The sequence below is a fragment of the Stutzerimonas stutzeri genome, from assembly GCF_000935215.1.
In the GTDB taxonomy this organism is placed as follows: Bacteria; Pseudomonadota; Gammaproteobacteria; order Pseudomonadales; family Pseudomonadaceae; genus Stutzerimonas.
Window position 1 is genome coordinate 20,136 of the sequence record NZ_JXXD01000027.1, and the last position, 13,045, is coordinate 33,180.

Genomic DNA, 13,045 nt, shown 5'->3' on the forward strand with positions numbered 1-13,045 from the left:
GTTTTAGAGCTTGGGCGCGCCGAGTCTTGGCCGTGAAGTGAAGTCTTTCACCTCATGACTCGGCGCACCTGCAGATCACGGTAACCGGCTGTTGGATCGCCCTGTACCTCCAGACGCCCTGCGGCAGCCAGTACGCGGGCGCGCCAGTAGAGGAAGAAATCCGTGGGAAAGAAGCCGTCGCAATGGCCCATGACCTCGGCCATCGCACGCGCCAGCGGAGCGAATTCGTCGGGGCTTGCAGCGACCAGCGCCGCGTCGATCAGCCGATAATCCTCGCCCCGAAACACCCCCTCGAACCAGCGGCGAATGTCATGCGAGCTGGCGCACTGCTCGTGCCAGACCGCAGCGAGTTCAGCCTGGCGAGACGCGGGAACCGCCTGTGGGCTGTATAGCGCCGCCAGTGCCTCGGGCGAATGCATGGACACCGCCTTGCGCTGGCCGGCGCGGCTGTCTCCGGTGCCGCAAGCGACTTCGTGCAACCCGCAGCTGGAGCCCTGCAGCAGCGCGGCGATGCGAGCCAGCAGTAGCTGTTCGGATGCGCTGTCGCCGTGCCAGACCGTTACGGCTGCAGCCTGTTTGGCTAGGTTGGCTAGCCAGTGTGCATCAGCCGCTAGCTCATCGGCGAACACCGGGCGTGGCGCCACCTCTGCGGGCCAGACCTGCTCCCAGAATGCGGTGCGAGCAGCGCAAGGCGCACGATCCACGTCATTCAGCGGTCCGACAGCCAGGTCGTCGCGCAACACCCGCACCTGTACCTCGGGCTCGAGCCTGGCCAGCAGCGTACGTACGCTGTCGCCGGCCAGGTCGCCGCAGGTCAGGTGCAGCACAGTGGCTACTCGGGCTTCTTCAACTTTGGATTAGGAAAGAACTGCACCGATTGCACCTGCGGGTTGGCCGGCTTGGGCTGGACTTTGTTGACTCGCGTGCCCAGCTCCATCGGTACCGACTGGCCCTGGGCGTTGAGCGTGTCGGCGTAGCCGCAGTCGATGCATTCGCGGTGCGGCACGCCGTCGACGTCCCACATCTTGATGCAGTCCGTGCCGCTGCACGCGGGGCACACGGCCCCGGCGATGAAGCGCTTGGTGGTGACACGGGTTACTTCGTCGTTCATGCCGCGGCCTCCGCTACCAGCCCGAGGTGGCGCAGCAGGGCGTCGATGGACGGCTCGCGGCCTCGGAAATCGACGAACAGTACCATCGGCTCCTGGGAGCCGCCACGGGCCAGGATCGCCTCGCGGAAGGCGCGCCCGGTCTCGGAGTTGAACACGCCTTCTTCCTCGAAGCGCGAGAAGGCATCGGACGACAGCACCTCGGCCCACTTGTAGCTGTAGTAACCGGCCGCGTAACCGCCAGAGAAGATATGCGCAAAGCTGTTGGGGAAGCGGTTGTAGACCGGCGGGCGCATCACCGAGACCTCGTCGCGGATGTGCTCGAGTACCTGCAGCACGCTGCGGCCGTCGCCGTGGGTGGCGTGCAGTTCGAAGTCGAACAGGGAGAACTCCAGCTGGCGCGCCATCATCATGCCGGACTGGAAGTTCTTCGCCGCCAGCATCATGTCCAGTTTGTCCTGCGGCAGGCGCTCGCCGGTCTGGTAGTGGCCGGAGATGTGCGCCAGGCCTTCGGGGTCCCAGCACCAGTTCTCCATGAACTGGCTCGGCAGCTCCACGGCATCCCAGGCCACGCCATTGATGCCCGAGGCGCCGGCGTGCTCGACCTGGGTCAGCAGGTGGTGCAGGCCATGGCCGAATTCGTGGAACAGCGTGGTGACTTCATCGTGGGTCAGCAGCGCCGGGCGCTCACCCACCGGCGGGGTGAAGTTGCAGACCAGGTTGGCCACCGGTGTCTGCAGCGTGCCAGCGGCGGTACGGCGCTTGTCGCGGGCGCCATCCATCCAGGCGCCGCCGCGCTTGTTCGGCCGCGCATAGAGGTCGAAGAAGAAGCGCCCGACGTGCTGGCCGTTCTCGGTGATCTCGAACAGACGCACTTCCGGATGCCAGCCGTCGAAGCCTTCCAGCTCATGAATCTCGATGCCGTACAGGCGCTGGACGATACAGAACAGCCCGGACAGCACCTTGTCGATCGGGAAGTAGGCGCGCAGTTCTTCCTGGTTCAGGCTGTAGCGCTGCTGGCGCAGCTTCTCGGCGTAGTAGCCGAGGTCCCAGCTCTGCAGATCGTCCAGGCCCTGCTCGGCGGCGAAGGCGCGCAGTTCGGCCAGGTCGCGCTCGGCGAACGGCTTGCTGCGCACCGCCAGGTCACGCAGGAAACTCAGCACCTGCTCGGTGGATTCGGCCATCTTGGTCGCCAGCGACAGCTCGGCGAAGTTGCCGTAGCCGAGCAGCCCGGCCAGCTCGTGGCGCAGCTCGAGGATCTCGGCCATTACCGGGCCGTTGTCGAACTGCCCGGCATTCGGGCCCTGGTCCGAGGCGCGGGTGCAGTAGGCGGCGTAGACCTCCTCGCGCAGGTCGCGGTTGTCGGCGTAGGTCATCACCGCGTAGTAGCTGGGGAATTCCAGACTGATCAGCCAGCCGTCGAGATCCTTCGCCTTGGCTGCCTCGGCCATCTGTGCCTTGGCCGAATCGGTGATACCGGCCAGCAGGCTTTCGTCGGTGATGTGCCGGGTCCAGCCCTGGGTGGCGTCCAGCAGCTGGTTGGAGAATTTGCTGCCCAGCTCCGCGAGCTTCATCTGGATGGCGCCGAAGCGTTGCTGCTCGACCGGCGGCAGGTCGATGCCGGACAGGCGGAAGTCACGCAGCGAATGCTCGAGGATGGTCTTCTGCGCCACCTCGAAGCCAGCCGCCGCGGGGCTCGCGGCCAATGCCTGGTAGGCCTCGAACAGGTCGCGGTTCTGTCCGAGTTCGGTGTAGTAGGCCGACAGCTTGGGCAGGCAGGCCTCATAGGCGGTACGCAGCTCCGGGCTGTTGCACACCGAGTTCAAATGGCCGACCGGGCCCCAGGCGCGGCCCAGACGGTCGTTCAGTTCGTCGAGGCCGACCACCAGGGTCTGCCAGTCCAGGCTGTCGGCCGGGCGGCTAAGCAGTTCCTGGATCGCCACGCGGTTGTCGCCGAGGATGGTGTCGATGGCCGGCTCGACGTGCTCCGGGCGGATCTCGGAGTAGGGTGGCAGATCGAAATCTTGCAGCAGGGGATTGTTCGCGCTCACGGGGGACACCTTGTGACGAAAGGGATTGCAGGCCGCTTACTTGAGTGAGGCTGGACAGGCCAGCGCGCAGGCAGATGTCCTAGATGGACGCGCTGCCGCGCTTTTTCAACGCCGGGCGACGAAACGCGCCGCCGGGCAAGCAGCCGGTAGTTAACTCTGACCACGCCAGGCGGCATGCTGCTCAGGCCTGGTTTACCGCGGCAATGCCGGCCATCTTAATTACAATCGCACCTCCCCGCAGCCAAAGAGGTTTCTATCGTGGCGATACGCAGCTTCCAAAACAGCACTCCACAATTGGGCGAGCGCGTGTTCGTCGACGACTCCGCCGTGGTCATCGGCGATGTCGAGATCGGTGCCGACAGTTCGGTCTGGCCGCTGACGGTGATCCGCGGCGACATGCACCGCATCCGCATCGGCGCGCGCTCGAGCATCCAGGACGGCAGCGTGCTGCACATCACCCACGCCGGGTCGTACAACCCGGACGGCTTTCCGCTGAGCATCGGCGACGAAGTCACCGTCGGCCACAAGGTCACGCTGCACGGCTGCACCCTGGGCAATCGCATCCTGGTCGGTATGGGCTCGATCGTGATGGACGGCGCGGTGGTCGAGGATGAAGTGATTATCGGCGCCGGCAGCCTGGTGCCGCCGGGCAAGACGTTGGAAAGCGGCTATCTCTACGTTGGCAGCCCGGTAAAGCAGGCCCGTCCGCTGACCGAAAAGGAGCGCAGCTTCTTCAGTTACACCGCCGGCAACTACGTGAAGCTCAAGGACCAGCACATCGCTGAGCGCGGCTGATCCTGCTCACTTGGCGAACAGCTGACTCATGTCCTTGAATGCCTTGAACTCCAGCGCATTGCCGCAGGGGTCGAGCAGGAACATCGTTGCCTGTTCGCCGACCTGGCCCTGGAAGCGCACGTAGGGCTCGATGACGAAGCGCGTGCCGCGCGCCTTCAGCCGCTCGGCCAGTGCCTCCCATTGCTCCCAGCCAAGCACCACACCGAAGTGCGGCACCGGCACGTCGTGGCCGTCCACCGGGTTGCTATGCGCCGCCTCCTGATGCGGCATCTTCGGTGCTTCGTGGATCACCAGCTGGTGGCCGAAGAAATCGAAATCCACCCAGTGCTCGCTGCTGCGGCCCTCGGCGCAGCCGAACGCCTCGCCGTAGAAGGTGCGGGCGGCGGCCAGATCGTGGACGGGAATGGCGAGGTGGAAGGGCGAAAGCGTCATAGATGGCACTCCTGAGCATGGGACGCTTCGAGTCTAGAGCCTTTTTCCACCGATCGGCCTACGCTCAGCAGAACAGAGACGAAAGGAGAGCCGTCGATGCGCGCCATGTTGCTGGAACAGATTGGCCAACCGCTGCAGCTGCGCGAACTGCCCGAGCCGCAAGCGGGGCCAGGGGAGCTGCGGGTCAAGGTACTGGCTTGCGGCGTCTGTCGCACCGACCTGCACGTGGTGGACGGCGAGTTGCCGGAGGCGCCGCTGCCGATCATCCCGGGTCACGAGATTGTCGGCCGCGTCGATGCGCTGGGCGAAGGCGTCAGCGGTTTCGAGCTAGGCCAGCGGGTCGGCATTCCCTGGCTCGGGCATACCTGCGGCACCTGCAGCTATTGCCAGCACGCCGAGGAAAACCTCTGCGATGCGCCGCAGTTCACCGGCTACACGCGGCCGGGCGGTTATGCCGAATACGTGGTGGCCGACGCGCGCTTCGCCTTTGCCCTCGGCGAGGAGGGCGATGCCGTGGCACTGGCGCCGCTGCTCTGCGCTGGGCTGATCGGCTGGCGTTCGCTGGTCAAGGCCGGTGATGGCAAACGTCTCGGGCTGTACGGTTTCGGCGCCGCGGCACATATCGTCATGCAGGTGGCGCGTTGGCAGGGGCGCGACGTGTATGCCTTCAGCCGCCCGGGCGATGTGGCCGCGCAGGATTTCGCTCGTTCGCTGGGTGCGGTTTGGGCCGGGGATTCAGGGGAGCTGCCACCGGTGCCGCTGGATGCGGCGATCATCTATGCACCGGCCGGTGAGCTGGTGCCGGCGGCGCTGCGAGCCGTGCGCAAGGGCGGCCGGGTGGTCTGTGCCGGCATCCACATGAGCGACATTCCGAGCTTCCCCTACGACATCCTCTGGCAGGAGCGCGAGCTGGTTTCGGTGGCCAACCTGACCCGTCAGGACGGCCTGGACTTCTTCCCGGTCGCCGCGCAGGTCGGCATTCATACCGAAACCCATGCCTATCCGCTGGAACAGGCCAACCAGGCGCTGGACGATCTGCGCCATGGACGCTTCCAGGGCGCGGCAGTGCTGGTGCCGTGAAGAGCATGCTGCGCGAGCCATTTCGTGGGCCCGCGTCCTGATATGGCTTGGTCGTAGGGTGGATCGCGCTTTATCGATCCACGGGGTGGGGAACCACGGGTTAGCCGAGCGGGGGCTCGGTGGTTGTAAAAGGCGACATCCACCCTACGGCCAAAAAACGAAAAACCCCGCCGAGGCGGGGTTTGTTCAGCGCAACGCGGTCACGGTCAGAAGGCCGGAACGACGGCACCCTTGTACTTTTCCTCGATGAACTTGCGCACTTCTTCGCTGTGCAGTGCGGCGGCCAGTTTCTGCATGGCGTCGCTGTCCTTGTTGTCCGGACGGGCAACCAGGATGTTCACGTAGGGCGAGTCGCTGCCTTCGATGACCAGGGCGTCCTGGGTCGGGTTCAGCTTGGCCTCCAGCGCGTAGTTGGTGTTGATCAGCGCCAAGTCGACCTGGGTCAGCACGCGCGGCAGGGTCGCGGCTTCCAGCTCACGCACCTTGATGTTCTTCGGGTTTTCGGCGATGTCCTTCGGCGTGGCGGTGATGCCGGCACCATCTTTCAGCGTGATCACGCCTGCCTTGGCCAGCAGCAGCAGCGCGCGGCCGCCGTTGGTGGCGTCGTTGGGAATGACCACGGTGGCGCCACTGGGCAGCTCGTCCAGCGACTTGACCTTGCTCGAGTAGGCACCGAAGGGCTCGATGTGCACACCGGCAACGCTGACCAGATCGGTGCCCTTGCCCTTGTTGAACTCATCCAGGTACGGCTGGTGCTGGAAGAAATTGGCGTCCAGGCGCTTCTCGGCGACCTGGATGTTCGGCTGCACGTAGTCGGTGAAGACCTTCACGTTCAGCTCCACGCCTTGCTCGGCCAGCTGCGGCTTGACGAACTCCAGCAGCTCGGCGTGTGGCACGGCGGTGGCGGCCACGGTCAGGGTTTCGGCCTGCGCGGAAAACGCGGCAACGGCGGCCAGGGCGACAATCAGTTTCTTCATCGTTCGGTTCCTTCAGAGGTAGATCGGGGTGCGAATTTCGCTCGCCCTAGCAAGCCGTCGAAAAACTAGCTGCGTTGGTAATACTGCGTTAAAAACAGGCTCGGGTGCGAGCTCAGTCGGACTGCTCATTTAGAGTACTAAACTCCGCGTCCTCGCCTGTTTTGACTCGTTGCACTCGCCCTTCGGGCCAGCCTTTGGCTGTTACTCCCCCTGGTCGTAGCGCCTTGTCTTGCCTGCCTCGCCTACGTTTTTTCAACGGCCTGCTGATGGTTCATTTACGCGAAAAATGGGTGACCAGCCTGTCGCCGACGCTTTGCAGCACCTGCACCAGCACCAGCAGCAGGACCACGGTGACGACCATCACGTCGGTCTGGAAGCGCTGGTAGCCGAAGCGGATGGCCAGGTCGCCGAGGCCGCCGGCACCCACCACACCGGCCATTGCGGTGTAGGACACCAGGGTGATGGCGGTGACGGTAATGGCGGCGATGATGCCCGGACGCGCTTCCGGCAGCAATGCGCTGAAGATGATCTGCCGCGTCGTGGCACCCATCGCCTGGGTCGCCTCGATGATGCCGCGGTCCACCTCGCGCAGCGCGGTTTCCACCAGGCGCGCGAAGAACGGGGCGGCGCCCACCACCAGCGGTGGAATGGCCCCGGCCACGCCCAGTGAGGTGCCGGTGATCAGCACGGTGAAGGGAATCATCACGATCAAGAGAATGATGAACGGCAGCGAGCGCAGCACGTTGACCACGAAGGACAGCGCGGCATACAGCGGGGCATTTTCGAACAGCTGACGCGGGCCGCAGAGAAACAGCAGCACGCCCAGCGGCAGGCCGAGAAGGATGGTGAACAGCAGCGAGCCGCCGAGCATCAGCAGAGTGTCCAGGGTGGCCAGCCAGATTTCGTACCAGTCGACATTGCCCAACAAAGAACTAAACAACGCGTCCATCAGCGCAATACCTCCACATGCACGTCAGCGGCCTGCAGTTGTGCCATTGCCGCTGCCATGTCACCGCCGATCAGCGCCAGCGTGAGCTGGCCGTAGGGGGTGTCCTTGATGCGGTCGATGCGCCCGGACAGGATGCTGTAGTCGACCCCGGTTTCACGGGCGACCGTGCCCAGCAGAGGCTTGTAGGTGGCGTCGCCCTGGAAGGTCAGGCGCAGGATGCGACCCGGCACATGAGCGAAATCGTCGTGCAGCTCGCTTTCATCCATCGCCTCGTCTTCCAGCACGAAGCGCTGGGTAGTCGGATGCTTGGGATGCAGGAACACCTCGGTGACCGGCCCCTGTTCGACGATGGCACCGGCATCCATCACCGCGACGCGGTCGCAGACGCGGCGGATCACGTCCATCTCGTGGGTGATCAGCACGATGGTCAGCTTCAGCTCGCGGTTGATCTCGGCCAGCAGCTGCAGCACCGAGGCGGTGGTCTGCGGATCGAGGGCGCTGGTCGCCTCGTCGCAGAGCAGGATGCTCGGCTCGGTGGCCAGCGCACGGGCAATACCGACGCGCTGCTTCTGACCACCGGAGAGCTGCGCCGGATACTTGCGCGCGTGGTCCTTGAGGCCGACACGGTCGAGCAGGGCGGCGACGCGGGCGTCGATCTCACTGCGCGAGCGGATGCCGGCCAGGCGCAGCGGCATGGCGACGTTGTCGGCCACGGTCTTGGACATCAGCAGGTTGAAGTGCTGGAAGATCATCCCGACGCGCTGGCGGAAGCGCCGCAGGCCGTCGGCCTCCAGCGCGGTGACATCTTCGCCGTTGACCAGGATGCGCCCCCCGGAGGGTTCCTCGAGGCGGTTGATCAGACGCAGCAGCGTGCTCTTGCCGGCGCCAGAATGGCCGATCAGGCCGAAGACTTCACCGGAGGCGATCTCCAGCTGCGTCGGCTGCAGGGCAGGGACGTCTCTGCCGCCGGTCCGATAGGTTTTGTGGACTTGATGGAATTCGATCACGGGCGAACCTTGTGGGTGCGGCGTTCGTTGCCGGGATATTCGGCGAAAGCCGGGCATTCTACCCGTTTGCCGGCGAGGTCGCTTGTCTGTGCCGTTCCGATTGAGCAAATGCATCGGGCTTATAGCCAAAGCAAATCGGTTCGGCCGGCAACCATGTAGCCGCTATGGGGGTCACTAACCGGTACGCCGTGAATTGATCACGCATCAGGTCCAGACCGTGGCCCGATCGTTCGCGGTTCAGCTCACCGCTAATGGAGGCCCATCATGACCGAAAAGACCCCTAAACAGAGCGAGCTGGCCGGCACCGATACCGTCGACCGTGCCAACCACAACGCCAAGCTCGACCAACTGGAAGAATTTCGCAGCGACGCCACCGGCGAGGCGCTGCGCACCAACCAGGGCGTAAAGATCGCCGACAACCAGAACACCCTCAAGGCCGGCGACCGTGGGCCCTCGCTGCTCGAAGACTTCATCATGCGCGAGAAGCTCACCCACTTTGACCACGAGCGCATCCCCGAGCGCATCGTGCATGCGCGTGGTTCGGCGGCGCACGGTGTGTTCGTCAGCTACGCCGACCACAGCTGGCTGACCAAGGCCTCGTTCCTCGCCGCCGAAGGCAAGGAAACCCCGGTCTTCACGCGCTTCTCCACTGTGCAGGGCTCGCGCGGCTCGGCAGACACCGTGCGCGACGTGCGCGGCTTCGCCACCAAGTTCTACACCGACGAGGGCAACTTCGATCTGGTCGGCAACAACATGCCAGTGTTCTTCATTCAGGACGCGATCAAGTTTCCGGACTTCGTGCATGCGGTGAAACCCGAGCCGCACAACGAGATCCCGCAGGCACAGTCGGCTCACGACAGCTTCTGGGACTTCGTCTCGTTGACCCCGGAATCGGCGCACATGGTGCTCTGGACCATGTCCGACCGCGCCCTGCCGCGCAGCTTCCGGGCGATGGAAGGCTTTGGCGTGCACACCTTCCGCCTGATCAACGCCGAGGGCGTCAGCCGCTTCGTCAAGTTTCACTGGAAGCCGGTCGCGGGCGCCTTCTCGCTGGTCTGGGACGAGACGCTGAAGATTGCCGGCAAGGACCCGGACTTCAATCGCCGCGACATGTGGGAGTCCATCGAGATGGGCGACTACTTCGAGTGGGAGCTGGGCGTGCAGGTGGTGGAAGAGGCCGACGAGCACAAGTTCGATTTCGACCTGCTCGACCCAACCAAGCTCATTCCCGAGGAGCTGGTGCCGGTGCAGAAGCTCGGCAAGATGACCCTCAACCGCAACCCGGACAACTTCTTCGCCGAGACCGAGCAGGCCGCCTTCCACATTGGCCACATCGTGCCGGGCATCGACTTCACCAATGACCCGCTGCTGCAGGGCCGGCTGTTCTCCTACACCGACACCCAGCTGCTGCGTCTCGGTGGGCCGAACTTCCACGAGATCCCGATCAACCGTCCGTTGTGCCCGTTCCACAACAACCAGCGCGACGCCTTCCATCGCCAGACGATCCACAAGGGCCGCGCCAACTACGAGCCCAACTCGATCGACAGTGGCTGGCCCAAGGAAACCCCGCCGGCGGCCCAGGGCGGCGGCTTCGAGAGCTATCCGGAGCGGGTCGAGGGCCACAAGATCCGCAACCGCAGCGAATCCTTCGGCGACCACTTCTCCCAGGCGACGCTGTTCTGGAACAGCATGAGCGCGCCGGAGAAGGAGCACATCATCGGCGCCTACACCTTCGAGCTGGGCAAGGTGGAGCGGGTGTTCATCCGCGAACGCCAGGTCAACGAGATCCTCGCCAATATCGACCTGGAGCTGGCCCGCCGTGTCGCCGAGAACCTGGGTCTGCCGGCGCCGAGCGCACCGACCGTGACGCCGAAGACGCCAACCCCGCAGGATTCGCCGGCGCTGAGCCTGATGAACCATGCACCGGGCAACATCAAGTCGCGCAAGGTGGCCATCCTGGTAGCGAACGGCGTCGATGGTGCGGCGATCGATGCGTTCAAGGCCAAGCTGGCCTCGGAGGGCGCGCTGGCAAAGATCATCGGCCCGTCACCGGCGCCGGTGAAAACGGCGGACGGCAAGATGCTGCCGGTCGACGCCGCGATGGATGGCATGCCCTCGGTGATGTTCGACGCCGTGTTCGTCCCCGGCGGCGCCGATGCGGCGGCGGCCATGGCCAAGTCCGGCGAGGCCAAGCACTACGTGCTGGAGGCCTACAAGCACCTGAAACCTATCGTCATGCTCGGTGCGGCGCGGCCGCTGCTGGCATCGCTCGGCCTGCAACCCGACAGCGGTCTGCTGGAGGGTGACGATGTGGACGGTGTGTTCGGCAACTTCGCCCAGGCGCTTGGCCAGCATCGCGTCTGGTCCCGCGAGGCCGCCGCGGAGGCCATCCCCGCCTGAGGTTTGCGCGAGGTTCGAGCGAGCACCAGCCCGCTCGAACCTGGCGGCGAGCCATCGACACAGAACGCCGGCGCATACCGGCGTTCTGCTTTTTTTACTTGGTTAACTCGCCGCAAAGGCCCGCAATAGACACAGGTCATGGTCTCGCTGATCTGGCTTGCCCATGCTGAAGGCGTCTGTCAGCGGATGGAGCCATACCATGAGCGATACCCCTAACGTAGCCCTTCGCCAAGGTCTGCTCGGCATCCCGATCGGTCTGTTGGTGGCCGTACTGGCACTGATTGGCGTGCTGCTGATGCCGTTGCCGGCCGATCTGCCCGTGGCCGGCCAGCGAGTTCTGGCCATCCTGGTGTTCGCGGTGGTGGTGTGGATCACCGAAGCGGTGTCCTATGAGGTCAGCGCGATCATGATCACCGCGCTGCTGGCGTTCCTCATCGGTACGGCGCCTACGCTGGAAAACCCCGAGGTCGTCTACGGCACCTCAAAGGCGATCGGCATGGGGCTTTCCGGCTTCGCCAATCCGGCATTGGCGCTGGTAGCCGGAGCCCTGTTCATCGCTGCGGCGATGACCCTGACCGGGCTCGACCGGCGCATTGCGCTGATGACCCTATCCAGGGTCGGCACCAGTTCGCGGCATATCCTCGGCGGCACGCTGGTGGTCATCGTCCTGCTCAGCCTGGTTGTCCCCAGCGCCACGGCGCGCGCCGCCTGCGTGGTGCCGATCATGCTTGGCATCATCACCGCATTCGGGATCGACAAGCGTTCGAACTTCGCCGCCGGCATGATGATCATCGTCGCCCAGGGCACCAGCATCTGGAACATCGGCATCCAGACCGCAGCGGCGCAGAACCTGCTGCTGGTGGGCTTCATGGACAAACTGCTGGGTGAGCGAGTCAGCTGGATCGACTGGCTCATCGCCGGCGCACCCTGGGCCGTGCTGATGTCCTTCGTGCTGCTGTTCATCGTGCTCAAGCTGCTGCCGCCGGAAACCGAGCGGATAGCCGGTGGCAAGGAAGCCGTGGCACGCTCGCTCGCCGAACTTGGGCCGATGACCTCGGCGCAGAAACGCCTGCTCGCCGTGTCCATCGGGTTGCTGCTGTGCTGGGCCACCGAGGGCAAGCTGCACAGTTTCGACACCACCAGCACCACCTACGCGGGCCTGGTGATCCTGATGCTGCCGCGCATCGGCGTGATGAACTGGAAGGAGGTTCAGACGCGAGTGCCTTGGGGCACGGTGATCGTCTTTGGTGTCGGGATCAGCCTCGGCACGGTATTGCTCACGACCCAGGCCGGACAGTGGCTCGGCGCGCAGGTGGGCGCTCATACCGGGCTTGGCGTGGTTGGGCCGCTGGGCATCTTCGCCATTCTCGGCGCCTTCCTCATCGTGATCCACCTGGGCTTTGCCAGTGCCACGGCGCTGACCTCGGCCATGCTGCCGATCCTGATCTCGGTGTTGCTCAGCCTGCCAGGGGATTTCAGCCGGCTGGGGATGACCATGCTGCTCGGCTTCGTGGTCAGCTATGGCTTTATCCTGCCGATCAACGCGCCGCAGAACATGGTTTGCCTGGGCACCGAGACCTTCAGCGCCCGGCAATTCGCCAAGGTCGGCGTGCTGGTAACGCTGATCGGCTATCTGAGCATGTTGCTGTTCGCGATGACCTGGTGGCGCTGGCTGGGTTGGATCTGAGCAGCCCTACATTTCGGATCGACGCCTGGCAGCACTGATGCGCTAGGCGTTCTTGCCCGGTAGCGCCTCCAGCTCGCGCCAGTGCAGGAACAGGCGCAGATCGAACTCGATCTGCCCGTAGCCGGGCAGCATGTGTTCGCAGAGCTTGTAGAAGGCGCGGTTGTGCTCGCTTTCGCGCAGGTGGGCGAGCTCATGCACCACGATCATCTTGAGGAATTCCGGCGCTGCCTCGCGAAACAGTGCGGCGACGCGGATCTCCTTTTTCGCCTTGAGCTTGCCACCCTGCACCCGTGACACCGCGGTATGCAGGCCCAGCGCGCGATGGGTCAGGTCGAGGCGATTGTCATAGAGCACCTTGTCGATCGGCGGCGCGCTTTTCAGGTGGTCCTGCTTGAGCTGCTGCACGTAACCATACAGCGCCTTGTCGCTCTGCACCTGATGGCGGCCGGGGTAGCGCCGCTCGAGGTACTCGCCCAGGCGGTTGTCGGCGATCAGCTGGCGTACCTGAGCCAGCAGCGGCTCGGGGTAGCCGCGCAGGTACTTGAGATCGGTCATGGCC

Annotated in this window: 12 protein-coding genes; 4 read left to right on the top strand and 8 right to left on the bottom strand. The window is 64.7% G+C overall.

All coding sequences use genetic code 11. The features are described 5' to 3' along the window. Window positions 1–47 precede the first annotated feature (47 nt). Genes LO50_RS04295 through prlC form a run of 3 tightly spaced genes read right to left on the bottom strand, consistent with a single transcriptional unit; the run spans window position 48 to window position 3,159 of the window. Window positions 48–827 (bottom strand): DUF1835 domain-containing protein, encoded by a 780-nt coding sequence (locus tag LO50_RS04295; RefSeq protein WP_044314218.1) that lies wholly within the window; start codon window positions 825–827, stop codon window positions 48–50. A 5-nt stretch (window positions 828–832) separates the two neighbouring features. Continuing rightward, a complete protein-coding gene (locus LO50_RS04300; protein ID WP_023445743.1) occupies window positions 833–1,111 on the bottom strand; it encodes a YheV family putative zinc ribbon protein in 279 nt (92 codons plus the stop codon). Then, window positions 1,108–3,159 carry an oligopeptidase A gene (prlC, locus tag LO50_RS04305; RefSeq protein ID WP_044314219.1) on the bottom strand — a complete coding sequence of 684 codons (2,052 nt, stop codon included), beginning with the start codon at window positions 3,157–3,159 and terminating at the stop codon, window positions 1,108–1,110. The genes LO50_RS04300 and prlC overlap by 4 nt, the downstream gene beginning before the upstream one ends. Window positions 3,160–3,417: 258 nt before the next feature. Between prlC and LO50_RS04310 the strand changes: the two genes are divergently transcribed. Further along, complete coding sequence (locus LO50_RS04310) at window positions 3,418–3,954, top strand: gamma carbonic anhydrase family protein (RefSeq protein WP_044314220.1); 537 nt, start codon at window positions 3,418–3,420, stop codon at window positions 3,952–3,954. Between the two features lie 6 nt (window positions 3,955–3,960). Here LO50_RS04310 and LO50_RS04315 read toward each other — a convergent pair whose 3' ends face one another. Then, window positions 3,961–4,386: a VOC family protein gene (locus LO50_RS04315; RefSeq protein ID WP_044314221.1), complete on the bottom strand. Its 426-nt coding sequence runs from the start codon at window positions 4,384–4,386 to the stop codon at window positions 3,961–3,963. Between the two features lie 96 nt (window positions 4,387–4,482). On the opposite strand from LO50_RS04315, the gene LO50_RS04320 reads away from it, so the two are divergent. Further along, window positions 4,483–5,466: a zinc-dependent alcohol dehydrogenase family protein gene (locus tag LO50_RS04320; RefSeq protein ID WP_044314222.1), complete on the top strand. Its 984-nt coding sequence runs from the start codon at window positions 4,483–4,485 to the stop codon at window positions 5,464–5,466. A 206-nt stretch (window positions 5,467–5,672) separates the two neighbouring features. Here the strand turns inward: LO50_RS04320 and LO50_RS04325 are convergent, their stop codons facing one another. The 3 genes from LO50_RS04325 to LO50_RS04335 all read right to left on the bottom strand — a co-directional run bounded on the left by LO50_RS04325 (window position 5,673) and on the right by LO50_RS04335 (window position 8,399). Beyond that, window positions 5,673–6,443 (bottom strand): MetQ/NlpA family ABC transporter substrate-binding protein, encoded by a 771-nt coding sequence (locus tag LO50_RS04325; protein ID WP_044314223.1) that lies wholly within the window; start codon window positions 6,441–6,443, stop codon window positions 5,673–5,675. 271 nt (window positions 6,444–6,714) lie between these two features. Beyond that, window positions 6,715–7,392 carry a methionine ABC transporter permease gene (locus LO50_RS04330; RefSeq protein ID WP_044314224.1) on the bottom strand — a complete coding sequence of 226 codons (678 nt, stop codon included), beginning with the start codon at window positions 7,390–7,392 and terminating at the stop codon, window positions 6,715–6,717. Next, complete coding sequence (locus tag LO50_RS04335) at window positions 7,392–8,399, bottom strand: methionine ABC transporter ATP-binding protein (protein ID WP_044314225.1); 1,008 nt, start codon at window positions 8,397–8,399, stop codon at window positions 7,392–7,394. Before LO50_RS04335 ends, LO50_RS04330 begins: the two co-directional genes overlap by 1 nt. 264 nt (window positions 8,400–8,663) lie before the next feature. Between LO50_RS04335 and katE the strand changes: the two genes are divergently transcribed. Continuing rightward, the gene (gene katE, locus LO50_RS04340; RefSeq protein WP_044314226.1) at window positions 8,664–10,799 is read left to right on the top strand and encodes a catalase HPII; all 2,136 of its coding nucleotides are present in this window, start codon (window positions 8,664–8,666) and stop codon (window positions 10,797–10,799) included. 199 nt (window positions 10,800–10,998) lie between these two features. Next, the gene (locus LO50_RS04345) at window positions 10,999–12,486 is read left to right on the top strand and encodes a DASS family sodium-coupled anion symporter (protein WP_044314227.1); all 1,488 of its coding nucleotides are present in this window, start codon (window positions 10,999–11,001) and stop codon (window positions 12,484–12,486) included. Between the two features lie 42 nt (window positions 12,487–12,528). On the opposite strand, the gene LO50_RS04350 is transcribed toward LO50_RS04345, so the two are convergent. Then, a complete protein-coding gene (locus LO50_RS04350) occupies window positions 12,529–13,041 on the bottom strand; it encodes a YgjP-like metallopeptidase domain-containing protein (RefSeq protein ID WP_044314228.1) in 513 nt (170 codons plus the stop codon). Window positions 13,042–13,045: the final 4 nt, after the last annotated feature.